Genomic DNA, 23,317 nt, shown 5'->3' on the forward strand with positions numbered 1-23,317 from the left:
AAAGTGAAAAAAAGTGGAATCGTTTGATTCCACTCTTAGACTGCCGGCAAGGTATAAAATGCCCGACATCGATAGCAAAAGTAGCAACTGTGCTTCCTGTTTTTTGGAAACACTGTTACTACGTTACATATTCATCACAAAATTAATCGTGCATACCGAGTTTTTTCTCAAGATAGTGAATGTTCGTGCCACCTTGTTGGAAATTCGGATCTTCCATAATCAATTCATGTAGCGGAATATTGGTTTTTAAACCTTCGATGATCACCTCAGACAACGCATTGCGCATTCGACTGATCGCTTCGTCACGATTTTCGCCGTAGCTGATCAGTTTGGCAATCATGGAATCGTAGTGCGGTGGTACGGTGTAACCGTCATAGATATGCGAATCCCAGCGAATACCGAAACCGCCCGGGGTATGCAAACGGGTGACTTTACCCGGAGACGGCAGGAAGTTACGCGGATCTTCGGCATTGATCCGACATTCAATCGCGTGCCCTTTCACCTTCACATCGTCTTGCGTGAACGATAGCGGCAAGCCGGAAGCAATGCGCAATTGCTCTTTCACCAAGTCAATTCCGGTGATCATTTCGGTGACCGGGTGCTCCACCTGAATGCGGGTGTTCATTTCGATGAAATAGAATTCACCGTTTTCATATAAAAACTCGAATGTACCGGCACCGCGATAGCCGATTTCAACACAGGCTTTGGCACAACGGCTGCCGATGTCGCGGCGCAGTTCTTCGCTGATCCCCGGTGCCGGCGCTTCTTCCACCACTTTTTGGTGGCGGCGCTGCATGGAACAATCGCGTTCGGCAAGATAAACCGCATTGCCGTGGGTGTCGGCTAATACCTGGATTTCCACATGGCGTGGATTTTCCAAATATTTTTCCATATACACCACGTCATTATTAAATGCCGCTTTCGCTTCCGATTTGGTCATCGCAATCGACTCTTCCAATTCATTGGCAGAACGCACCACGCGCATACCGCGCCCGCCGCCGCCGCCGGAAGCTTTAATAATCACCGGATAACCGATACGTTCGGCAATCTCTTTATTTTTCTTCACATCATTGCCGACCGGTCCGTCAGAACCCGGCACGCACGGCACGCCTGCGGCTTTCATCGCATTAATCGCCGACACTTTGTCGCCCATTAAACGAATCACATCCGCAGTCGGTCCGATAAACACAAAACCGGAACGTTCGACTTGTTCGGCAAAATCGGCATTTTCCGATAAGAAACCATAGCCCGGGTGAATGGCGTCCGCGCCACTCACCTCGGCGGCAGCGATCAACGCCGGAATATTCAAATAACTTTTACTCGACGGCGCAGGTCCGATACAGATGGTTTCATCTGCCAGCAAGACGTGTTTTAATTCACGGTCTGCGGTTGAATGCACCGCAACGGTTTTAATGCCTAACTCTTTACAGGCGCGCAAAATACGCAGGGCGATTTCGCCACGGTTGGCAATAACAACTTTTTCTAACATACGATTATCCGTTTCCGCATTAATATGCTATAACGACTGAACGCAAAGTGCGGTCAGCCTTGCTTGGTCATCAACTTATTCGATGATGATCAGCGATTGATCAAACTCAACGGCTTCACCGTCGTTAACTAAAATCGCTTTCACCACACCGGCTTTATCCGCTTCGATACGGTTCATCATTTTCATTGCTTCCACAATGCACAGCGCGTCACCGACTTTAACCGTGCTGCCCACTTCTACGAACGGAGAGGCTTCCGGGCTAGGACTACGGTAGAAAGTACCAACCATCGGCGAACGTACCGCATGTCCGGAAACTTCCGCTGCTGCCGGAGCCGCTGCGGTTGGCGCTGCAGGTGCGGCAACCGCACTTGGCGCGACTGCTGCCGGCGCTGCCGCAGGTAACGTATATTGAACCGCAGCAGGCGCCGGGGTACCACGGCTAATACGTACCGATTCTTCCCCTTCGGAAATTTCGATTTCCATAATGCCCGACTCTTCGACTAATTCGATTAATTTTTTGATTTTACGAATATCCATGTTTTGATTCCGCTGATTGAAATTTAAGTGACATTACCGCTCAATTGACAAGATCTTCTCCGCAACAGAGCCGTAACATTATATTGATTTACATTAAACGCAGAGATTACCTGAATTCTGGCATTTTGGCGATAAAAATCTGCATTTTGCCTGAAATTTGTCGCAAATCAGGCTTTTTTACTATTTTTTGCCAAGCAAATATTGTTGTGCGAATTGCAAGCCGAATTGATAGCCTTGCGCGCCTAAACCGCAAATTACGCCGACGGCCTTGTCGCTCAGATAAGAATGATGACGGAACGGTTCGCGTGCGTGCACATTCGACAGATGAATTTCAACAAACGGAATATTCACCGCCAACAACGCGTCGCGCAGCGCTACGCTGGTGTGGGTGAACGCCGCCGGATTAATCAGGATAAAATCCGCTTGCTCAAAGGCTTGGTGAATTTTATTAATCAGCTTTTCTTCGCTGTTGCTTTGGAAACAATCTAATTCCAATCCGGCTTGCGCCGCCTGTTGTTGTAATTGCTGCTCAATATCCGCCAGCGTCAAGCTGCCGTAATGCTGTGGTTCGCGCTTACCCAACATATTCAGGTTCGGACCGTTTAATAATAGAATTTTTTTCGTCATGTTCTCTTATCCTACGCCTTGCAAATGATTTCACAAGGTGACTATCGCCATATTATAACAATTTTTTAATAATAGCTATTTATCCGATTTTTTCAACCCACTCGCTGTCCAAACCGACCAACGGCAGGGTTGATCCTTGCCAAGGGCGGATCAACTGGAAATCCATTAAATCCAACGTATCCAGACCGGGAATCACCGTCGGCGTATATTGTTGCGCAATCCGTGCCAACTGCGTCAAACCGAAACTGGATTCAATCGAGGAGCTGATCACCGCCATAATCCCCTGTTGTTGCGCTTGTCGAATCAGTTCGACACAACGTTGCAATGAGCCGACTAAGGTCGGTTTAATCACGATCGCCGCCAAGTGCGGTTCGGCGACGACCTGAAAATCAGCTTCACGCACGCTTTCGTCCCACGCGATCGCAATCCCGGTTTCAGCCGCAAATTGACGGCTTTCCGCTTGGGTTTTACACGGCTCTTCCAAAAACTGAATTCGGGCGCGATGTTCCGCTTTGACGTATTTAGCAAACTGCTGCGCCTTTGCCGGCGTCCAAGCGCGGTTAGCATCAAGACGCAATTTGAGATCCGGTACGGCTTCGAGCAGCATATCGGCAATCAAACCGTCACGATTGGCTTCATACAAACCGACTTTGACTTTCGCCACCTTTTCACCCGGCATTTGTTCCAGTTGCTCGTACAACTCGTCGGGGTCGCCGTAACATAGCGGTGCGGCTTGATAATTGCCCGACTCGCCCAACTCGCCTTTCATCTCTGCCAACGCACAACTTAAGCCGAACGCCACCGATGGATATAAGCCGTCTAGCGGCAGTTTTTGATTACGGCTGCGCGCTTCGTCCCATTGCCGCAACCAAAGTGCGGTCTGCGCCTGTGCCTGCTCCAAGGTTTCTTGGCTGAATTCCGGCAACGGTGCAATCTCGCCCCAACCTTCGTGCACACCGCACTTCACCTGCACCAACAAGCCTTCCCGCTGTTTCAAAAAACGGTTACGCAATACCACCTGCGCATCAACCGGAATACGATAACGGTAAAGCTGATAACTGCGAGTTGTCATAGTTCGTCCTTTATTTTAGGTCAGATTACGGATTACGCTTAAATTTGCTGAAGTCCGGCTCGCGTTTTTGGTTGAAGGCATTACGCCCTTCTTGCCCTTCTTCGGTCATGTAGAACAGCATGGTGGCGTTGCCGGCAAGCTCTTGTAAACCGGCTTGTCCGTCGCAGTCGGCATTTAACGCGGCTTTGAGGCAACGTAACGCAATCGGGCTGTTTTGTAACATTTCACGACACCAACGCACGGTCTCTTTCTCAAGGTCGGCGTATGGCACAACGGTGTTGACTAAGCCCATATCCAACGCTTCTTGCGCATTGTACTGACGGCATAAAAACCAAATTTCACGCGCTTTTTTCTGCCCGACGATACGTGCCATATACGAGGCGCCCCAACCGCCGTCGAACGAACCGACTTTCGGTCCGGTTTGCCCGAACATGGCATTTTCGGCGGCGATGGTTAAATCGCACAGCATATGCAATACATGCCCGCCGCCAATCGCATAGCCTGCCACCATCGCCACCACCGGTTTCGGGCAGCTGCGGATATCGCGTTGGAAATCCAACACGTTCAAGTGATGAACACCGGCTTCGTCTTTATAACCGCCGTAATCGCCACGCACTTTTTGATCGCCGCCGGCGCAGAACGCTTTTTCGCCTTGCCCGGTCAGCACGATCACCCCGATTTTTTCATCAAAACGCGCGTCGGCAAAGGCGGTAATCATCTCTTTTACCGTTTGCGGACGGAACGCATTACGCACTTCCGGGCGGTTAATCGTGATTTTGGCGATACCATCGGTGGATTTGTGATACAAAATGTCGCTGTAACCGTTGCTGCAATCTTGCCATTCGACCGGCGCGTATAAAAATTCTTCTGTTGGGTATAACATTGTTTTTCCTCTTTATCTCAATAGTATGCTAAATCAAAAGTGCGGTCAGTTTTGCCGCGAAATCATCGGGATTTTCTAGGTGAGCATTATGCCCCGCCTGTTTAATTAAGGTTAAGTCTAATTGGTTATGTTCCGCTTGAGTACGAAATTTTTGATCGCGTTCGCCACAGAAAAAATGAATCGGCAACCTACTCGACCGCACTTTAGCCGTTAAATTCGGTTGTTTCGCCAGTGAGGTCGCCAACAGCATTTTAGCAATATTGTCACCGCAATTCGGCGCGCGTTTTTCGATTAAGGCTTGCCGTTGCGCCGCATTCAAATGGCTAAAAACCGCCTGTTGATACCAAGCATTTAATACCGCACTTGGCGATTCGGTCGCAAAGCGTTGCGCCCACGCCTGATCGCTCAACCAGCGTGCTTGCAGCTCCGCTTCGCTGTTCAACCCAAGATTTGCGCCCTCGACAATCACTCCTTGCAAGTTGCCACGTTGTCGATTTGCCTGCAACGCACAGTGTAAAGCATAGTACAACGCAAGCCGTCCGCCGAGGGAATAGCCGACCAACCAATAGGGTTCATTGCCGACCGCACTTTGTATTTTTTGCGCCAGATAAGCGCAAGTTTGTTGAAAACCGGCGACGTTAGTCTGTTTTTCCGCACCGTGCAGCGGCAAATCCAAACTGACACAGCGAAAGTGCGGTAAGCGTTCAATCACCGCGTGCCAATCATGGCGATCGCCTAATAAGCCGTGCAAAAACACCAGGCACGGCTTATTGTCGCGCTTAACCGCCAATCGCCGCTCCGGCAATTTGTTCGATCAGCGATTTATAAATATTGCTGCCGTCGTTCGGATTGGCTTTGATCTCAATCACGGTGGCTTCTTTGCGTCCGTAGGCCTGCTTCAGCACCGAGGTCAAATCCGCCCAAGTGTAAGGACGGCTGTAATTAATGCCGAACATCGCCGCTGCCTGTGAAAAATCCAAACCGTGTCCCATACGGTAAAATTGCTCTTTGACCTGTGCCTCAACCGGCAACATATCAAAAATCGCCCCGCCGTTATTGTTAATCACAAACAGGATTGTCGGCTGTGTCACCTGTTTAAATAAGACAAGCGAGTTGAGATCATATAACGTGGAAATATCACCAATCATCGCCACTAACGGCTGGTTCGTGCCAATCGCAACTCCTGCCGCCGTTGCCAATAAGCCGTCAATGCCGCTGGCACCGCGGTTGGTATAGACCGGATAACCTTCCGGCAATTTGCACAAGCCATCGACCAAACGTACAAACAGGCTGTTGCCTAAAAACAGCGAGCCGTTGCTTGGCAACACGCGGCTGACATGGTGCGCCAGCGAGGCTTCATTTAAATTGCCGCCGATTTGCTGTTCGATAAACGAGGCGCAAAATTGCGATAATGCCAGCGGCTCAAGCAACCACGGGCGTTGGCGTAACGGTGGGTGTGCACGCAGCCAGTGATGAACCTTCACATTAAAACGGGTGTGTTGATGATGATAGGGATCGAGATTTTTAGTTGAGGCTTCGATCAGCCAATATTCGCCCTTAAACTGTTCGAGGAAGCGATTGACGCGCTTGCTGATAATCTGACTGCCGAATTGCAGCACGATTTCCGCCCGCAATAATTTTTGTTGTACGGTTTCATTCGCCAGCCAAATATCGGCATACGGCAACGACGCCTCCAAGCCGGATTGAATGTCGGTAATCATAATCCAGCCCATGGTTGCCGCCCAAGCGGAAATGCCCATGCTTTGCTCCGGCGGTAACTTGCCGACCACAATCACGCCTTGCTTGGTGCGCCAATAATCCCAATTTTCATGGATTAACACCTCGCTTTGCTGTTCGGCATACTCAATCCAGCGCGGCTTTTTACTCGCCCAACGGTTAAATTCGACTAACGCCGGGAAATGCTGAATTTCATTCTCATCGGCAAGATAGAGCGGCTCGGCAAACGGCAGGTTAAAATGTAACACGCCATGATTAAGGCGCTGTTGCTGACAAGCCTGATCGATACGGCTGAGTAGCCATGCCATCGAATAATCTTCGCTCGGACGCGGAAAATTAATGCTGGCAATCGGGTAATCGGCAAACAGCCCTTGCTGCCGAATCGCTTGATTAGCGCCGCAATCAATCAATTCCGGCGGGCGGTCGGCGGTCAGCACAATCAGGTTATGTCCGCTTTGCGTGGCTTCGATAATCGCCGGATAGAGATTGGCGGCGGCCGTGCCGGAAGTGACGATAACCGCCACCGGCGCATTGCTCGCTTTCGCCAAACCCAACGCCAAAAAGCCTAAACCCCGTTCGTCAAAATGGGTGTGGCAGGTGACGCGCTGTCCGTCTTCCAAACGCACCGCTTCCAAGGTCAATGGCGTGGAACGCGAACCGGGCGCAATGCAAATATGCTGCACGCCATTTCGTACCAGACTTTCTAATACCACTCTCGCCCAACAGCGATTTAAAACCGCACTTGCCATTTTTATTTTTCACCTCTTGCTTGTGCCGGAAACAGGGAGAGAATTCCGGCGGCTTTTCTTTCGATTTCTTGCCATTCTAGCAAGGGAACAGAACCGGCAACAATACCTGCGCCGGCGAAAATCGCAATTTTATCTTGATTCTGCACGTCTTTGGTCAATAAAGCGGAGCGAATTGCCACGCAAAATTCGCTCTGCGCCAACGACATCAGCCCGAGCGTCCCGGCATACCAGTTACGCTTGAAATTTTGCCGTTCGGCGATAAATGCCAATGCCGCCGCCGACGGTAAGCCGCCGACCGCCGCACTCGGGTGGATCGCACTTAAACAGGCCTGATCATTCACCTCGGCGTGCAATTTTGCGCCGATATTGCGCACCAAATGTTGTACATAATTCAAACGGCGACTGCTTAACTGGTCAATATCCAAATGCCGGCTTAAATTGGACAACTTGGCGCAAATATCTTCCACCACTAACCAGTTTTCATGAATATTTTTGCCGTCTTGTAACAGCCATTGCTGCTGTTGCCGATTTTGCTGCTGATCGCCGCCGCTCTCTGCCGTTCCGGCTAAGGCTTCGGTGGATAATTGCTGCTGTTGCCGTTGATACAACCGTTCGGGGCTGACCCCCAAGAAAGCGGCTTGCGGCGATTGCGCCCATAAAAAGTAGTAACAATCCGCCTGCTGCGCGCACGCTTGCGCCAATAAATCGCACGGATCAACGCTTTCGCTCAACTGATACTGTTTTTGTTGCGCCAACACCACTTTGGTAAACCGCCCTTGTTCGATATAACAGAGCGATTGTGCGACCAGATCCTGCCATTGGTCTTGGCTATAACTTTGCTCGCTGAGACTGAGCTGCGCGCTGATCGCTTGCAGCGGCCGGGCGGAATCCAAGCGGTGAATAAAATCCCGTACCGCACTTGGCGTATCCTTTTCCGTCAGGGTCAACGTGATTTGCAGCTGTTCGCCCTCAAGTTGCAAAGATAAACGCGGCAAATAAAAGTGCGCGTCCCCCTCGAAGGTTAAGCCGCCGACCAACTGTAACGGCAGCTCCGAATGCTGTGTTAAAAACTGCTGTGCCGCCGCAAGCTGATTAAATGCTTGCACTTGCCCAAGCGCAACCGCTTGGCGTTGCTCGCCGCGCGCCTGCCAAAAAAAGCGCGGATACTGCGTTTGCCCTTTCAACCACGCTAACAGATTACCGTCAGTCGGGGATAAGCGGAGACAAAAGCGGTACTGCGTTAATCCCGCGGAGGTAAAGTGGTGATTGTTCAACCGTTGTAATAATTGTTGTTTTAGCTGTTGCCAACAGTCCATTATCTTCAATGACCTTTTCATTTAAAACGAGCCGCCTTATCAAGCTCGAAAACAGTAATTCTACCGCACTTTAAAAGAAATATTGACCGAAATCTTTTCATTTTTCGCAAATCGGCGTAGAGTAAACAAATTCACTATTCAGCTATTGAAATCAAAGGTTCAACATGGATATATTTCCGAAATCCGATAAATTGGAACACGTCTGTTACGACATTCGCGGCAAAGTGCACAAAGAAGCGGTGCGCTTGGAAGAAGAAGGGCACAAAATTTTAAAACTGAATATCGGCAACACCGCACCGTTCGGCTTTGACGCACCGGACGAAGTGCTGGTCGATATTATCCGCAACCTGCCGACCGCACAAGGTTATTGCGAATCGAAAGGTCTGTACTCCGCACGCAAAGCGGTGGTGCAATATTACCAATCAAAAGGCGTGAAAGAGACAACCGTAAACGACGTTTATATCGGCAACGGCGGTTCGGAATTGATCACCATGTCAATGCAGGCATTGCTGAACGACGGCGACGAAGTGCTGGTGCCAATGCCGGATTATCCGCTGTGGACGGCGGCGGTGACCCTGTCCGGCGGTAAAGCGGTGCATTATCTCTGTGATGAACAAGCGGATTGGTTTCCGGATATCGACGATATTAAAAGCAAAGTGACTTCGCGCACCAAAGCGATTGTGTTGATTAACCCGAACAACCCGACCGGTGCGGTGTATAGCAAAGCGGTGTTGTTAGACATCGCCGAAGTGGCGCGCCAACACAACTTGCTGATTTTTGCCGACGAAGTGTATGACAAAATTCTCTACGACGGTGCGGTACACCACCATATCGCCGCCCTGGCGCCGGATTTATTGACCATTACCATTAACAGCTTATCCAAAGCCTATCGCAGTTGCGGCTTCCGCCAAGGCTGGATGATCTTAAACGGTCCGAAAGATAAGGCGAAGGGTTATATCGAAGGGCTGGATATGATGGCTTCCATGCGCTTGTGTGCCAACGTGCCAATGCAACATGCGATCCAAACCGCACTTGGCGGTTATCAAAGCATTAATGAGTTGATTTTACCGAACGGACGCTTACTGGAACAACGTAATCTCGCCTATGAGATGTTGAACCAAATCCCGGGCGTCAGTTGCGTCAAACCGATGGGGGCACTCTATCTGTTCCCGAAATTGGATATGAAAAAATTCAATTTGTATGACGATGAAAAAATGGTGTTGGATCTGCTACGCCAAGAAAAAGTGTTGATCGTACATGGTCGCGGTTTTAACTGGCATCAACCGGATCACTTCCGCATCGTCACCCTGCCGTATGTCACCCAACTGGAAGATGCGATTAATAAAATCGAACGCTTCTTGAGTACTTATCGGCAGTAAATGCTGCTGATTTCAATGAGAAAAGTAAGGGCGGATTGTATATCCGCCCGAACCGCACTTTGCATTTTTCAATTATAGATTAAATGCTTATATCTCACTTCGTAAACGGGCGGATATACAATCCGCCCCTACTTTAGATCTATTGCTCTAACCGTTTTCTCACCGGTGCAAAACTTTTGCGGTGTTGCGGCAAAACGCCATATTGTTGCAGTTTTTCAAGGTGAAGTGCGGTCGGGTAGCCTTTGTGTTGTGCCAATCCATAATGCGGATAGTGCTGATCCAACGCTGCCATTTCCTGATCGCGTGCTACTTTTGCCAAAATCGAGGCGGCACTGATCTCCGCCACCAAACTGTCGCCCTTCACCACCGCTTGCGTCGGCATTGCCAGTTTTGGCAATTTGTTGCCGTCCACCAACACAAAGTGCGGTTGGATCGGCAATGCCGCAACCGCTCTTTGCATCGCAAGCAGGCTGGCTTGTAGAATGTTGAGTTGATCGATCTCTTCCGGCTCGGCTCTGCCTAACGCCCAAGCAAGTGCATGAGCTTTGATTTCTTCGGCAAGTAACAGCCGTTTTTTCTCGGATAATTTTTTCGAATCGGCTAAACCGGCAATTGGTTTATTCGGATCAAGAATCACCGCCGCCGTCACCACCGCACCGATTAACGGTCCGCGCCCGACTTCATCAACGCCTGCGATCAACCCGACATTTTGCGGATAATCAAACTGTGCCATTTAACACCTCGACCACCGCTTGTGCCGCTTGTTGATCCGCATTACAACGGATTTGTTGATGTAACTCGACAAACCGCTGTTTTAACGCCAACGTGCGCTGTTGTGCCGCTGCGCTATCGTCAAAATAGACCGCCAATTCCTCTGTCAAACGCTGCGGATTGCATTGGTCTTGGATCAGCTCCGGCACTAACATCTCGTCCGCCAACAAATTCGGTAGCGAAATATACTTGGTTTTCACCAAACGTTGCGCCAGCCAATAAGTCAGTGGTTTCATGCGATAACCGACCACCATCGGCGATTTGCACAGCATACACTCCAACGCCGCCGTGCCGGATGCGAGCAAGGTTGCGCTCGCCGCTTGCATTGCTAATCGCGCCTGTCCATCAAGCAAGTGCATTTCCAACTCTGGCGCAATGCGTTGTTTCACGCTTTCAAACTGCGCACGGCGTTTGGCGTTAATCAGCGGCACTAAAAATTGCACCTCGGGAAAGCGTTGTTTAAGTAAAAGTGCGGTTTGCAAAAAGGGTTCGCTGAGAAACTCCAACTCCGAACCACGACTGCCGGGCAAGATCGCCAAATAACGCTGGCTTGGATCAAGTTGTAGCTGTGTGCAGGCTTGTGTATGGTCGATTTCAAGGGGAATCGCGTCCGCCATGGTATGCCCGATAAAACGGCACGGCACATTGAAGCGATCGTAAAAGGCTTTTTCAAACGGTAAAAATGCCAGCACCAAATTGGTGGCTTTGGCGATTTTGAAAATCCGCCTTTGCCGCCACGCCCACACCGACGGGCTGACATAATGAATGGTTTTAATCCCGTGTTGCTTCAAGATTTTTTCCACCCCGAGATTAAAATCCGGAGCGTCAATGCCGATAAAAATATCCGGTTTTGCCGCCAAGAGGTTTTGAATCAACTGTTTACGGATTTTCAGCAAACGCGGCAGGTGTTTCAACACTTCCACCAAGCCCATCACCGCCAGCTCTTCCATCTCAAAATAGCTTTCCGCCCCTTGCGCTTTCATTTGCTCACCGGCAATGCCTATAAAACGGGCGTTAGGATAAATTTGGCGCAGCTGTTTGATTAACCCTGCGCCGAGAATATCACCCGACACCTCCCCGGCGACTAAGGCAATCAATGGTGTGTGTTTTTCCGGCAGCATTGTTTTTTTCCTTAAAAAATAACCGCACTTTAACTCAAAGTGCGGTTTATATGATCGGTTGTTAAGCCCCCGCGGGGAACGTTAATGCGTAAGCAGACGCCATGCCTTACCCTCGGCTAACGAATAATCCCTCGGGTCGAACGTTTAAAGAACGACAGGAAGAAGCTCACTGCCGCTTCGGTTTCGGCAATCCGTTCAATTTCAGGAATGACTTCTTCCAACGTTTTCCCGCTACGATAGATCAGCTTATATACATTACGGATCGCGTGCATTGCCGGTTTATCGAAGCCACGGCGTTTCAAGCCTTCCAAATTGACACCGAACGGCTGTGCATGGTTGCCTTGTGCCATCACATACGGCGGCACATCTTGACTGACCATCGAACCACCGCCTAACATCACGTGTGCGCCGATCACCACAAATTGGTGAATTGCCGACATGCCGCCGACAATCACAAAATCATCCAGTTCAACATGCCCCGCCAGCGTGGCGTTGTTGGCCAAAATGCAACGGTTCTTAATTTGGCAATCGTGGGCGATGTGGGTATTGATCATCAGTAAATTGTCATCGCCGACACGGGTGACCCCGCCGCCTTGCACGGTGCCGCGATGAATGGTCACGCTTTCGCGAATACGATTACGATCGCCGATAATGGTTTTGGTCGGTTCTCCGGCATATTTCAAGTCCTGATTCACTTCGCCAATGCTGGCAAATTGGAATATCTGATTGTCACGCCCGATTTTGGTGTGTCCGCGCACCACCACGTGGGAGTGCAACACGCTACGATCACCGATTTCAACATCCGCCCCGATAATACAAAAAGGACCTACAATAACATCGGCACCGATTTTGGCGCCTTCTTCGACAATAGCCGAGCTATGAATTTTCGCACTTGGATTAATCATCTTCGATCCTACTTAGGCTGATAAATTTACATCGGACGACGCGCGCACATCAATTCCGCTTCGCACACCACTTTTCCGTCTACTGTTGCGACCCCGGTAAAACGGGTGACGCCACGGCGTTCTTTGATAAAGTGCACTTCCAAAATCATTTGATCACCCGGCTCGACCGGGCGTTTGAAACGGGCATTGTCAATTGCGGCGAAATAAAACAGTTCGTCTTTCGGTAATTCAAGGGTTTTGAATGCCAATACGCCGGTCGCCTGTGCCATCGCTTCCAAAATCAATACGCCCGGAAAAATCGGTTTCTGTGGAAAGTGCCCGGTAAAACAAGGCTCATTGACCGTGACATTCTTCACGGCTTTCAGCCATTTGCCTTCCTCAAAATCAATCACTCTATCCACTAATAAAAACGGATAGCGGTGCGGTAATAACTGCATGATTTCATTAATATCGACAATTTTCGCTTCTTTAGCCTGCGAATCGGTTTGATTGTTTTCAGTTGTCACGATTTTAGTTCCCTTAGTATTGTACCCATGCCGTCACAAACGACGGACGGCAAAATTATGTTGTGTTATCGCTTATGATTTGCCTTGATTTCGTTCCAATGCTTTTAAACGCCGGTTCATTTCACTGATATTCATGGTTAATGCCGCCGTTTTACGCCACTCTTTATTGGTTTGCAACGGAATGCCGGAAGAATAAACCCCCGGTTCGGTAATCGGGCGCATAACCATGCCCATGCCGGTCACCGTCACCCCGTCGCAAATTTCCATATGTCCATTCAGTACGCTGGCACCGCCGATTAAACAGTATTTCCCCACGGTCAAACTGCCCGCCATAATCACACCGCCGGCAACCGCCGTTCCGGTGCCGATGTGCACGTTATGCGCGATTTGACACAGGTTGTCGATAATCACATTATCTTCGATCACCGTGGCATCTAATGCGCCGCGATCGATACAAGTACAGGCGCCGATTTCAACCCGGTTGCCGATAATCACTTGCCCGCGCTGCGGAATTTTAATCCATTTGCCTTTATCATTGGCATAACCGAAGCCGTCGCTGCCGATAACGGCGGAAGACTGAATCAAACAATCCTGTCCGATTTCCACTTCATGATAGATTGTTACATTCGCCCACAGCTGGGTACCGGCACCGATTTTACTGTTTTTACCAATAAAGCAGCCTGCACCGATCACGACATTATCGCCTAATTCGACCCCATCCTCAATCACGGCATGCGCACCGATTGCCACATTTTTGCCCAACACTGCCGAAGCCGAGACTACCGCACTTTGGCTAATCCCGCTAGCCGCCCGCGGCGTAGCGTCCATTAGCTGCGCAATCAAGGCATAAGCGGTATAAGGATCTTTGACAATAATCAGATTACTGTCGGCATGACAAAAAGCAACGTCCTGCGCGCTGACCAATAGACAGCCTGCTTTGGAATCTGCCAATAACTCACGAAATTTCGCATTTGAGATAAAACTCAGCTGATTCGGCTCGGCTTTATTCAAGGCGGCGATACTCTCTACCGCACTTTCAGGGTTGCCGCGCAATTCCCCGCCGACATGCGCGGCGAGTTGTTGTAATAGGTACTGTGCCATAAATCTCCGGATTATTTTTTGGCTTCAGCGGCAGCCGCCGGTTTAATTGCTCTTAACACTTCTTCGGTAATATCTTTACCGGCCGCGGCATAAACGACGGCATTGGCATCGATCACATAGCTGTAATTGGCTTTGGCGGCGATTTCATTGGTCGCGGTTTGAATGCCCGCCAATAATTTGGCACGCTCTTGATATTGCAATTCATCATTTTTGATTTGCAATTCTTCCGCTTGTTTTTGATAAGCGTCACGCATTTTATTGATTTCATCTTCGCGTTTTTGAATGTCGGCAGCACGCAATTTCGGTGCTTCTTTTTGCAACGCTTCGATTTTCGCCACAATCGCTTTTTCACTGGCTTGTAATTTTTCTGCCGGCTCTTTCAGCTCCGCATCGATTTTCGCCGCCGCCGCATCACGATCCGGGTGATTTTGGAACAAATACGCTGAATTGATAAAGGCGATATTTTCCGCTGCCGTTGCCAAAGAAGAAGTGAACGCCAATGCCAAAGAAAGACCTGCGATTTTTAATGCTTTTTTCATGAGAGATATCCTTAATTGATTAATGTTGGCGGAATACCGGAATACTCCGCCGATTTATCTAAATTTGCCAGTTAATTTACTGCTTAGAAACTACCGCCAATACTGAACTGGAATTGTTCGATTTCATCGCCGTCATATTTTTTGAGCGGTTTGGCATACGAGAATACCAATGGTCCGATTGGCGAGTTCCATTGGAACGCCAACCCGGCAGAAGCCCGTACCCGGCTCGGATCACTATAATCGACAATACGTTGCGGCACATTGCCTTGGGTAAATAATTTGGCTTTATCTTTGTTCCACTCGGTATTCCATACACTGGCTGCGTCAACAAACAACGATGTTCTGACCGAGTTCTGGTTTTTATCACTGACGAACGGCGTTGGCATAATCAATTCGACACTGGCGGTCGCCATTGCATTACCACCGACGACATCATAGTTGATATTGTCATAACTGCTGGCCGGCGCATTAACCGCCGCGCCAGGCCGGGTATTATAAATCGCACGCGGTCCGACCGCACCGTAAGCAAAACCACGCAGGCTGCCGATACCACCGGCGCTGTAATTTTGGTAGAACGGTAATTTCTTACCGCCAAAACCGTTGGCATAAGACAGGCTTGCCCGGCCGGATAAAACCCAAGTTTGATCATAGTTTAACGGTTGGTAAGTTGAGAAATCGGCACTCAATTTATAATATTTGTTATCCGATCCCGGAATGGTCACTTTCCCGCCGATACTGGCGCGGCTACCGCTGGTCGGTAAGAAACCGCGGTTCAGGCTGCTATAATTCCAACCGAAGCTAAATTCAAAATCATCGCTCTTGATTTTCCAATCATCAACGCCCATCGAACGCAAATAACGCGCACGGTTATATTCCGGATACATGTTTTTCAGTTTATTGTGCACATAGCCAACGCCTAAATAGTAGGAATTGTTTTCATTGACCGGGAAGCCCAGCGTACCGTTGATTCCATAACTGGTACGCGCATAAGACGCGGTGGTATCACTGTTTTTATAGTCATAGGTATCATAGAAAACATTGCCGCCCAGACTCACGCCGTCACGGGTGAAGTACGGTTCGTTATAGCCTAAATTGATACTGGTCGCATATTTGTTTTTCACCCCGGACAAGCTGACTGATGACCCCATGCCCAAGAAGTTGTCTTGCTTCACACTGGCTTGATAACTGAGACCGCTCTCGGAACCAAAACCGATCCCGAAGTTAATGCTGCCGGTATTGCGTTCTTTGACTTTATATAACACATCCAGTTGGTCATCGACCCCCGGTACCGCCAAGGTTTCGGTTTCCACGGTTTCATAAAAACCGGTTCTTTCCAAACGGTATTTGCCTTGCTCGATTAGCGCGGTGGACAACCAAGTCCCTTCCTGCTGGCGCATTTCTTGGCGTAAAGTAGAATCGGCGCTGACATCGTTGCCTTCAAAACGCACCGAGCGGACATAATAACGGCGACCGGCATCCACCACCACGATCAAATCAACGGTATGTTCCGCATCATTAAATTCCGGCTGAATATTAATTTGCGGGTTGGCATAGCCACGCGCACCTAACGTGTTTTTAATGCCGTCTTCAATGGTTCTGACCGTATTGCCGCGGAATTGCTCGCCGCGCTTAATATTCACTAGCAACCGGTTTAAATCCGCACTCATACCGGCGGTATCACCGATAATCCGCACATCATTAATGGTATATTTTTCGCCTTCGTCCAGCGTCAAATTAAGCGTGATGTCTTTTTTATCATCGCTGTATTGCACGTCGCTATCCACGATTCTGAATTTGGCATAGCCTTGGTTCAGGTAGAAATCACGCAAAGCGGTTAAGTCTTTTTGGTATTTCGGTTCGGAAAAACGGCTGCTGGAAAAAATGTTCCACCAAGAGACATCCGGCTGAATTTCAATTTGATCCAATAATTTACTGTCACTGAAGTCATTATTACCGTTAAAATTAATCGCTTTGACCAACGCCGCATCATTTTCTTTGATTTCTAATTTCAGTGCGGCACGCCCTTGTCCCAAATCATCGACCACCGTATTGACTTCCGCATTCGGATAACCGACGGAATGATAATAATTCAGCAGCTCCTGACGGAAAGAGGCAAGTTTGTCACGCTCCAAAATTTCGCCTTTGGCAATGCCATTCTCACGCAAATTGCTTTCCAACGCATCTTTCGGGATCTGTTTGTTGCCTTCAATGTCCAACGAGCTGATATAAGGACGGGCTTGGATCCGCAATACCAAAGCATTGCCCTCACGCAGCGCCTCCACATTTTCATAACCACCACGTAAAAACAGACTGCGGACAATCTGGGAAAGATCCTGATCCGTTGCACGTTGTCCGACTTTAACCGGCAGCCCTGCGATAATATTATTGGCGGTTACCGGATCGGTGCCTTCAACACGGATATCCTGTACGGTAAAAGGCGCTGCCAATACGCCGCCGCTACTTAGAAGCAAACCGGTCATTAGAAGTTTTTTCATGGTGGTTTTCCTGTTCAATAAGCTCTGTAAAATTAAATAAAACGTATAATATCATTAAAGACCGCAAAAAGCGTCAACGCCAACAGTAGTGCGGCGCCGATTCGGAAAAACGAATCTATGACCCGATCACTCAGCGGACGGCCGCGCACCGCTTCAGCCGCCAAAAACAGCAGACGCCCGCCGTCCAACACCGGCAACGGAAACAAATTCATAATCCCGAGGTTTACGCTAATCAATGCCATAAAACCGAGGTAATAAACCAAACCGCTGTCCAGCGAAATCCCCGCGCCTTGCGCAATCGAAATCGGACCGCCGATATTGCTCAACGAAATATCGCCGCTGAGTAATTTGCCTAAAAGCTTAATCAGCACCGTGCTTAATTCTAACGTTTTTTCAAATCCTTGTTGCAAGGCGGTTAGAATATCATATTTTAATTCGGTGCGGTACTCTTGCGGCAACGGCTCAAAAGTCGGCGAGAAACCGATCACGGCACGACCTTCTTTATTTGCCCTCGGAGTAATAGACAACAAAATCGGCGCTTGGTTTGGTGCCCGTTCAATTAAAAATTCAAGTGGGCGTGCTAAACTGCTTTGGATTAAAGCAACCAATTCGCGCCAAGCGATTTCCTGTCCGTTAACCTGTAAAATCTGATCGCCGACTTGCAAACCCGCCAACTGCGCCGGTGAGTTTTCACTGACTTTCGAGACGATCAGCTTCACTTCGCCGCTTTTCGGCACGATGCCAAGTGCGGTAAAGGCGGTTTGCTGCTGCGGTTCGTATTGCCATGCGGTTAAATCCAGGCGTTTCTGTTGTGCCGCCTGCTGCGGTTGCCCAAATTCGGCAACACGTAATTCGACCGCACTTGTGCCGACTTTGGTGGTCAGCAACATATTGACATTCGTCCAGTCCTGCACCGCTTTGCCGTCCACTGCCAAGATTTGCATATTTGGCGCTAAACCGGCTTTAGCTGCTATCGAATCCGGCTCGACATAACCGATCACCGGCTTGACTGTCGGCACGCCAACCAAATAGATCACCCAATAGACGGCAATGGCAAACAAGAAATTCGCCAGTGGCCCGGCAGCGATCACAAACGCCCGCTGCGCCACTGATTTGCTGCCGTAATCTTGCGCGCTCAATTGCGGCGGCACATCGTCGGCCTTGCTGTCGAGCATTTTGACATAACCGCCGAGCGGAATCAGCGAAAAAGCAAATTCCGTACCGTGCTTATCGGTTTTACTCCACAGCACTTTGCCGAAACCGATAGAAAAACGCAACACCTTGATTCCGCACTTACGCGCCGCCCAAAAATGCCCGTACTCATGCACAAACACCAAGACGCTGATCGCAATCAAAAACGCAAACAGATACCACAATGATGTCATCAAGACTTTTCCTTATAGACAAAAATAAAACAGCGCACAGAAAAACGGCAGTGCCGCGGTCAGGCTGTCAATCCGATCGAGCACACCGCCATGCCCCGGAATCAGCTGGCTGCTGTCTTTGATTCCGGCTTGGCGTTTAAACATGCTTTCGGTTAAATCGCCCAAAATCGAGACCGCCACCGTGCCGAATGAGATCGCCAATAACAGCGGCAACGAAAGTTCACGTAGCACAAAATCCGCCGGTGACAATTGCACAAACAGCACCCCGACCACAAGTGCGGTCAACACGCCGCCAATCGCTCCCTGCCAGGTTTTGCCCGGCGAGACTTTCGGCGCAAGTTTATGTTTGCCAAAGGCTTTGCCGCAAAAATAGGCACCGGTATCGGTGCTCCACACCAACACTAAAACATACAGCAACAGCAATAAGCCTTCATACGGATTTTGGTTATAATGGTACAAACGCAAAGCCAACAGCGCCAGTAAGAACGGCATTAGCGTGAAAAAGCCGAAAATCAGCTGTAACAAACGCGGTTTCTGCCAATATTGGCTGGCGTTGGGATAGCTGACAACGAGGAGAAATGCCACCGCCCACCAGACTAACGCAGCGAGCAACAACCATGCGGTATTGGCGGTTAAAATAATCCCGGCATTAATTTGGTAGCGGGCGGAAAAAATCACCACAAACAAACCGCAAGCAGCAAGTGCGGTAATCAGCCAACGCCAGATGTCATTATTATGTTTGGCAAATTGACACCATTCCCACACACCCAACACCACAATCGCCGCGACGGTTAAGGCAAAGGCATAAGGGGAAAACCATAACAAGGCGACCATCACCAATGCCAATAAAATGACTGCCGATAAAATACGCTGTTTCAACACGCAAATATCCTCTTTTTCTGTTCTATTGTTTCTTAATCAACTGCCGCCAAAGCGCCGCTCACGCTGTTGAAAGGCGTTCAAGGCTTTGGCAAATTCCGCTTCGTCAAAATCCGGCCACAACACCGGGGTAAAATACAGTTCGGCATACGCCGCCTGCCAGAGTAAGAAATTACTGATTCGCTGTTCGCCACTGGTGCGGATCAACAAATCGACCGGCGACTGCTGCGCCGTCACCAACTGTTGCTCAAATACACTCGGCGTAATCTGTTCCGGTTGCAATTGACCGCACTTGACCTGTTGCGCCAACGCTTGTGCCGCTTGCACAATATCCCACTGCCCGCCGTAATTGGCGGCGATATTCAAAATCATACCGCTGTTATCGGCTGTCAATGCTTGCGCTTCGGCAATTTTTTTCCGTAACGACGCACCGAATTGGCTGACATCGCCCAAAATCTGCAACTTGATGTTATTTTTATGCAGCTTGCCGACTTCCCGTTTCAACGCCAACATAAACAGCTCCATCAAACCATTGACTTCGCTTTGCGGTCTGTTCCAATTTTCGCTGCTGAACGCATATAACGTCAGTGATTGAATGCCTTGCCGCGCGGCAAAAGAGACGCTTTTGCGCACCGCCTTAACCCCGTTTCTATGCCCGACCAGGCGCAATTTGCCCTTTTCTTTCGCCCAACGTCCGTTGCCGTCCATAATAATGGCAACGTGTTTTGGCAAATTAGCCGACTGTACTGAGTTTGGCGTTTCGTTCATGTTGTTATCTGTCAATGATCCGCTAAAAATAGCTCGTTAAAAATAATCGACTCACTATATCACAAGCCGGAAATAACTAAAAAAGTTAAATCAATTCCCGAACCAACTGTTGTGCCGAGCGACGCGCCTGACGATCGATGTCAAACACATCCTCTATCTGTTTGATTGCGGAAGCCGGAAATTGTTCCACCGTTTGCCGATTAACACGCTCGATCTCGCTAAAACGGATTTTCCCTTGCAAAAATGCCGCAACCGCAATTTCGTTGGCGGCATTCATCGCAGTGGTGGCATATTGTCCGGCGGCAAAGCCGTCGATTGCCAGTTTTAAGTTGGGATAACGCTGATAATCCGGCTCGATAAAGGTTAATTCTTTGATTTTAAAGAAATCTAACGGCGCAACGCCGGCAAAAGTGCGGTCAGGATACGCCATGCTGTGTGCAATCGGGGTGCGCATATCGGGGTTGCCCATTTGAGCCAGCACACTGCCGTCGCGGTAACGCACCATCGAATGAATAATCGACTGCGGATGGATAATAATTTCCATCTGCTCGGCGGAAGCGTTAAACAACCAACGGGCTTCGATATATTCCAAGCCTTTGTTCATCATGGTGGCGGAGTCGACCGAAATTTTATGCCCCATCGACCAATTCGGGTGCGCCACCGCTTGCGCCGGCGTGATCGCGGCAAAATCGGCAAGTGCGGTATGGCGAAACGGCCCGCCCGAACCGGTCAGAATAATGCGATCAATACCGCTTGCGTGCAATCGGCAATGCCCGATCCGTTGCTGTTCAATCTGTGGCAAGGCTTGGAAAATGGCGTTATGTTCGCTATCGACCGGCAATAAGGTTGCGCCTGATTTCGCCACTTCATCAATAAACAGTTGTCCGCAGGTGACCAACGATTCTTTATTCGCCAGCAACACGCGCTTGCCGGCTTGAATTGCCGCCAAAGTCGAACGCAATCCTGCCGCACCGACAATCGCCGCCATCACGCTGTCCACCTCAGGGTGTGCCGCAATTTCACAAATCGCCTGCTCGCCGCTCAACACTTCTGTTTTGACCGCACTTTCGCTTAACCACTGTTTAAGCTGCTTCGCCGCGGCGTTATCCGCCATCACGGCAAAGTGCGGTTGAAATTCATGGCATTGCCGTGCCATCAGCTCGGCATTGCGCCCGCCAACCAACGCAAACGCGCGGTATTTTTCAGGATTGTGTTCAATCACCGACAACGTGCTTTTACCGATCGAACCGGTCGAACCAAGAATCACAATATTTTGTTGCATAGATCACCGTATTGAATTAAATAGTCGCAGTCTAATCATATCGATTAGTTGCTGAAAACGTTGCATTTATTTTCCCCTTCTGAGCTGCCCGAGCGTGTGTGAAATTTGTAGGGAAATTTTTTTGTTTGAGCGAAGCGAGTCTGCCCGCAACGCGGGCGAATTAAAAATTTTCCGTTAAGCAAATTCACACTAAGCGAGGATTAGCAGCACAATAGGGGCGTGTTTCTTTTGCTTATCTTTTCTTTGCACGAGCAAAGAAAAGTAAGTCGCCATCGGCGAAATACGATAGCAAAATACCATCGTTTGAGAAATAGCCAAAACCAAAAGTGCGGTTATCAAGCCTATGACAACCGCACTTTGATGAAAATTAAGCCTTAAACCGAATTAAAATTCCATCAGCTCTTTTTCTTTTTCTGCCAACGCCTCATCGACTTTCTTCACATAGGCATCGGTCAGTTTTTGAATTACGTCCTGTGCTTTGCGCTCATCATCTTCGCTGATCTCTTTGTCTTTCAACAACGCCTTAATTTGATCATTGGCATCGCGGCGAATATTACGCACCGCCACTTTCGCCTGCTCGGCTTCACCGCGCACGATTTTGGTCAAATCACGACGGCGTTCTTCGGTCAATGGCGGCAACGGCACGCGAATAGTCGTACCTGCGGAAGACGGATTCAAACCTAAATCCGAAGTCAGAATCGCTTTCTCCACCGCTTGAATCAAAGAGCGGTCAAACACGCTCACCGCTAAGGTGCGCGCATCTTCCGCCACCACGTTGGCAAGCTGGCGCAACGGCGTGGCCGAACCGTAGTATTCCACCTGAATGCCGTCTAACAGGCTCGGGTGCGCACGTCCGGTTCTGATTTTGGAAATTTGGCTCTTGAAGGCTTCAATGCTTTTTTCCATGCGTTGTTCGGCATCTTGTTTAATTTCGTTAATCACGCTGTTTTCCTTTCTTTTTTATCAATGTTCCGTAAACGGCTATTTTTAACCTATTCTGCCCGACAAATCAAGATTCGTGGCAAATTAACGTGCCTTCCGGCTCGCCTAGAATCACGCGTTTTAACGCGCCCGGTTTATTCATATTGAACACGCGGATCGGCATATTGTGATCCCGTGCGAGGGTGAACGCCGCCAAATCCATCACTTGCAACTCTTTTTCCAACACGTCTTGATAGCTCAAAGTGCGGTATAAATTGGCATCGGGATTTTTTGCCGGATCACAATCATACACACCGTCCACCTTGGTCGCTTTCAGCACCGCATCCGCTTCGATTTCAATCCCACGCAAACAAGCGGCGGAATCGGTGGTAAAAAACGGATTGCCGGTACCGGCGGAGAAAATCACCACCTGCCCTTGGTTTAACAAGCGGATCGCCTGTGCCCAGCTATAGGTATCACACACGCCGTTCAACGGGAATGCCGACATCAGCTTGGCATTGATATCGGCACGGTGCAGCGAATCACGCATTGCCAAACCGTTCATCACCGTCGCCAACATCCCCATATGGTCGCCGACCACACGGTTCATACCGGCTTTTGCCAGTTTTGCGCCACGGAATAAGTTACCGCCACCGATAACTAAAGCAACTTGTACATCTAACTCAACCAGCTCTTTGATTTCCAACGCCATGCGATCTAACACCGACGCATCAATTCCGAAGCCTTCGTCACCTTGCAGGGCTTCACCGCTTAATTTTAATAACACACGTTTATATGCCGGTTGCTTGCTCATTTTCTGTTCCTCGCTGTGTTTAAAATGCTGATGAAATTATC

General features: G+C 49.4%; 22 protein-coding genes. 1 reads left to right on the forward strand and 21 read right to left on the reverse strand.

What is annotated here, in order from left to right; translation table 11 throughout:
• Positions 1–142 precede the first annotated feature (142 nt).
• From accC to ACQ31U_RS02530, 8 genes are all read right to left on the reverse strand, one after another.
• The gene (accC, locus tag ACQ31U_RS02495; protein WP_431053525.1) at positions 143–1,489 is read right to left on the reverse strand and encodes an acetyl-CoA carboxylase biotin carboxylase subunit; all 1,347 of its coding nucleotides are present in this window, start codon (positions 1,487–1,489) and stop codon (positions 143–145) included.
• 75 nt (positions 1,490–1,564) lie between these two features.
• The gene (accB, locus tag ACQ31U_RS02500; RefSeq protein WP_431053526.1) at positions 1,565–2,026 is read right to left on the reverse strand and encodes an acetyl-CoA carboxylase biotin carboxyl carrier protein; all 462 of its coding nucleotides are present in this window, start codon (positions 2,024–2,026) and stop codon (positions 1,565–1,567) included.
• A 180-nt stretch (positions 2,027–2,206) separates the two neighbouring features.
• The gene (gene aroQ, locus ACQ31U_RS02505) at positions 2,207–2,653 is read right to left on the reverse strand and encodes a type II 3-dehydroquinate dehydratase (RefSeq protein WP_431053527.1); all 447 of its coding nucleotides are present in this window, start codon (positions 2,651–2,653) and stop codon (positions 2,207–2,209) included.
• Positions 2,654–2,732: 79 nt separating this feature from the next.
• On the reverse strand, positions 2,733–3,725 hold the full coding sequence (gene menC / locus ACQ31U_RS02510) for an o-succinylbenzoate synthase (protein ID WP_431053528.1): 993 nt from the start codon (positions 3,723–3,725) through the stop codon (positions 2,733–2,735).
• Positions 3,726–3,750: 25 nt separating this feature from the next.
• Complete coding sequence (gene menB, locus ACQ31U_RS02515; RefSeq protein WP_431053529.1) at positions 3,751–4,608, reverse strand: 1,4-dihydroxy-2-naphthoyl-CoA synthase; 858 nt, start codon at positions 4,606–4,608, stop codon at positions 3,751–3,753.
• A 28-nt stretch (positions 4,609–4,636) separates the two neighbouring features.
• Positions 4,637–5,398 carry a 2-succinyl-6-hydroxy-2,4-cyclohexadiene-1-carboxylate synthase gene (gene menH / locus ACQ31U_RS02520; RefSeq protein WP_431053530.1) on the reverse strand — a complete coding sequence of 254 codons (762 nt, stop codon included), beginning with the start codon at positions 5,396–5,398 and terminating at the stop codon, positions 4,637–4,639.
• Positions 5,388–7,094, reverse strand: a complete 1,707-nt coding sequence (menD, locus tag ACQ31U_RS02525; RefSeq protein WP_431053531.1) for a 2-succinyl-5-enolpyruvyl-6-hydroxy-3-cyclohexene-1-carboxylic-acid synthase — start codon at positions 7,092–7,094, stop codon at positions 5,388–5,390. Before menD ends, menH begins: the two co-directional genes overlap by 11 nt.
• A 2-nt stretch (positions 7,095–7,096) precedes the next feature.
• Positions 7,097–8,410, reverse strand: coding sequence for an isochorismate synthase (locus tag ACQ31U_RS02530; protein WP_431053532.1), 1,314 nt, complete (start codon positions 8,408–8,410; stop codon positions 7,097–7,099).
• 164 nt (positions 8,411–8,574) lie between these two features.
• On the opposite strand from ACQ31U_RS02530, the gene ACQ31U_RS02535 reads away from it, so the two are divergent.
• Positions 8,575–9,789 (forward strand): pyridoxal phosphate-dependent aminotransferase, encoded by a 1,215-nt coding sequence (locus ACQ31U_RS02535; RefSeq protein WP_431053533.1) that lies wholly within the window; start codon positions 8,575–8,577, stop codon positions 9,787–9,789.
• Between the two features lie 139 nt (positions 9,790–9,928).
• Here ACQ31U_RS02535 and rnhB read toward each other — a convergent pair whose 3' ends face one another.
• The 13 genes from rnhB to pyrH form a co-directional block, all read right to left on the reverse strand.
• Positions 9,929–10,522 (reverse strand): ribonuclease HII, encoded by a 594-nt coding sequence (gene rnhB, locus ACQ31U_RS02540; RefSeq protein ID WP_431053534.1) that lies wholly within the window; start codon positions 10,520–10,522, stop codon positions 9,929–9,931.
• Positions 10,509–11,681 (reverse strand): lipid-A-disaccharide synthase, encoded by a 1,173-nt coding sequence (gene lpxB / locus ACQ31U_RS02545; RefSeq protein ID WP_431053535.1) that lies wholly within the window; start codon positions 11,679–11,681, stop codon positions 10,509–10,511. Before lpxB ends, rnhB begins: the two co-directional genes overlap by 14 nt.
• Before the next feature lie 116 nt (positions 11,682–11,797).
• A complete protein-coding gene (lpxA, locus tag ACQ31U_RS02550; RefSeq protein WP_431053536.1) occupies positions 11,798–12,586 on the reverse strand; it encodes an acyl-ACP--UDP-N-acetylglucosamine O-acyltransferase in 789 nt (262 codons plus the stop codon).
• A gap of 26 nt (positions 12,587–12,612) precedes the next feature.
• Positions 12,613–13,092: a 3-hydroxyacyl-ACP dehydratase FabZ gene (fabZ, locus tag ACQ31U_RS02555; RefSeq protein WP_431053537.1), complete on the reverse strand. Its 480-nt coding sequence runs from the start codon at positions 13,090–13,092 to the stop codon at positions 12,613–12,615.
• A 72-nt stretch (positions 13,093–13,164) separates the two neighbouring features.
• Positions 13,165–14,193, reverse strand: coding sequence for a UDP-3-O-(3-hydroxymyristoyl)glucosamine N-acyltransferase (gene lpxD, locus ACQ31U_RS02560; protein WP_431053538.1), 1,029 nt, complete (start codon positions 14,191–14,193; stop codon positions 13,165–13,167).
• A gap of 11 nt (positions 14,194–14,204) precedes the next feature.
• On the reverse strand, positions 14,205–14,732 hold the full coding sequence (locus tag ACQ31U_RS02565) for an OmpH family outer membrane protein (RefSeq protein WP_431053539.1): 528 nt from the start codon (positions 14,730–14,732) through the stop codon (positions 14,205–14,207).
• Between the two features lie 83 nt (positions 14,733–14,815).
• Positions 14,816–17,227, reverse strand: a complete 2,412-nt coding sequence (gene bamA, locus ACQ31U_RS02570) for an outer membrane protein assembly factor BamA (RefSeq protein WP_431053540.1) — start codon at positions 17,225–17,227, stop codon at positions 14,816–14,818.
• A 32-nt stretch (positions 17,228–17,259) separates the two neighbouring features.
• On the reverse strand, positions 17,260–18,612 hold the full coding sequence (rseP, locus tag ACQ31U_RS02575) for a sigma E protease regulator RseP (RefSeq protein ID WP_431053541.1): 1,353 nt from the start codon (positions 18,610–18,612) through the stop codon (positions 17,260–17,262).
• Between the two features lie 12 nt (positions 18,613–18,624).
• Positions 18,625–19,494, reverse strand: coding sequence for a phosphatidate cytidylyltransferase (locus ACQ31U_RS02580; protein WP_431053542.1), 870 nt, complete (start codon positions 19,492–19,494; stop codon positions 18,625–18,627).
• A gap of 36 nt (positions 19,495–19,530) precedes the next feature.
• The gene (gene uppS / locus ACQ31U_RS02585; RefSeq protein WP_431053543.1) at positions 19,531–20,259 is read right to left on the reverse strand and encodes a polyprenyl diphosphate synthase; all 729 of its coding nucleotides are present in this window, start codon (positions 20,257–20,259) and stop codon (positions 19,531–19,533) included.
• 85 nt (positions 20,260–20,344) lie between these two features.
• On the reverse strand, positions 20,345–21,541 hold the full coding sequence (gene ispC, locus ACQ31U_RS02590) for a 1-deoxy-D-xylulose-5-phosphate reductoisomerase (protein ID WP_431053544.1): 1,197 nt from the start codon (positions 21,539–21,541) through the stop codon (positions 20,345–20,347).
• 384 nt (positions 21,542–21,925) lie between these two features.
• Positions 21,926–22,483, reverse strand: coding sequence for a ribosome recycling factor (gene frr, locus ACQ31U_RS02595; protein WP_431053545.1), 558 nt, complete (start codon positions 22,481–22,483; stop codon positions 21,926–21,928).
• A gap of 67 nt (positions 22,484–22,550) precedes the next feature.
• Positions 22,551–23,276 (reverse strand): UMP kinase, encoded by a 726-nt coding sequence (gene pyrH, locus ACQ31U_RS02600; RefSeq protein ID WP_431053546.1) that lies wholly within the window; start codon positions 23,274–23,276, stop codon positions 22,551–22,553.
• Positions 23,277–23,317: the final 41 nt, after the last annotated feature.

The sequence above is a fragment of the Testudinibacter sp. TW-1 genome, assembly GCF_050613185.1.
Taxonomy (GTDB): Bacteria; Pseudomonadota; Gammaproteobacteria; order Enterobacterales; family Pasteurellaceae; genus Chelonobacter.

What these genes read in the sequence shown, in the direction of transcription:
- aroQ (WP_431053527.1), bottom strand. Translation starts at nt 2,653, where the DNA reads ATGACGAAAAAAATTCTATTATTAAACGGTCCGAACCTGAATATGTTG.
- ispC (WP_431053544.1), bottom strand. Translation starts at nt 21,541, where the DNA reads ATGCAACAAAATATTGTGATTCTTGGTTCGACCGGTTCGATCGGTAAA.
- menC (WP_431053528.1), bottom strand. Translation starts at nt 3,725, where the DNA reads ATGACAACTCGCAGTTATCAGCTTTACCGTTATCGTATTCCGGTTGAT.
- ACQ31U_RS02565 (WP_431053539.1), bottom strand. Translation starts at nt 14,732, where the DNA reads ATGAAAAAAGCATTAAAAATCGCAGGTCTTTCTTTGGCATTGGCGTTC.
- lpxA (WP_431053536.1), bottom strand. Translation starts at nt 12,586, where the DNA reads ATGATTAATCCAAGTGCGAAAATTCATAGCTCGGCTATTGTCGAAGAA.
- pyrH (WP_431053546.1), bottom strand. Translation starts at nt 23,276, where the DNA reads ATGAGCAAGCAACCGGCATATAAACGTGTGTTATTAAAATTAAGCGGT.
- accB (WP_431053526.1), bottom strand. Translation starts at nt 2,026, where the DNA reads ATGGATATTCGTAAAATCAAAAAATTAATCGAATTAGTCGAAGAGTCG.
- ACQ31U_RS02535 (WP_431053533.1), top strand. Translation starts at nt 8,575, where the DNA reads ATGGATATATTTCCGAAATCCGATAAATTGGAACACGTCTGTTACGAC.
- lpxD (WP_431053538.1), bottom strand. Translation starts at nt 14,193, where the DNA reads ATGGCACAGTACCTATTACAACAACTCGCCGCGCATGTCGGCGGGGAA.
- uppS (WP_431053543.1), bottom strand. Translation starts at nt 20,259, where the DNA reads ATGAACGAAACGCCAAACTCAGTACAGTCGGCTAATTTGCCAAAACAC.
- rnhB (WP_431053534.1), bottom strand. Translation starts at nt 10,522, where the DNA reads ATGGCACAGTTTGATTATCCGCAAAATGTCGGGTTGATCGCAGGCGTT.
- rseP (WP_431053541.1), bottom strand. Translation starts at nt 18,612, where the DNA reads ATGACATCATTGTGGTATCTGTTTGCGTTTTTGATTGCGATCAGCGTC.
- lpxB (WP_431053535.1), bottom strand. Translation starts at nt 11,681, where the DNA reads ATGCTGCCGGAAAAACACACACCATTGATTGCCTTAGTCGCCGGGGAG.
- ACQ31U_RS02530 (WP_431053532.1), bottom strand. Translation starts at nt 8,410, where the DNA reads ATGGACTGTTGGCAACAGCTAAAACAACAATTATTACAACGGTTGAAC.
- accC (WP_431053525.1), bottom strand. Translation starts at nt 1,489, where the DNA reads ATGTTAGAAAAAGTTGTTATTGCCAACCGTGGCGAAATCGCCCTGCGT.
- menB (WP_431053529.1), bottom strand. Translation starts at nt 4,608, where the DNA reads ATGTTATACCCAACAGAAGAATTTTTATACGCGCCGGTCGAATGGCAA.
- bamA (WP_431053540.1), bottom strand. Translation starts at nt 17,227, where the DNA reads ATGAAAAAACTTCTAATGACCGGTTTGCTTCTAAGTAGCGGCGGCGTA.
- menD (WP_431053531.1), bottom strand. Translation starts at nt 7,094, where the DNA reads ATGGCAAGTGCGGTTTTAAATCGCTGTTGGGCGAGAGTGGTATTAGAA.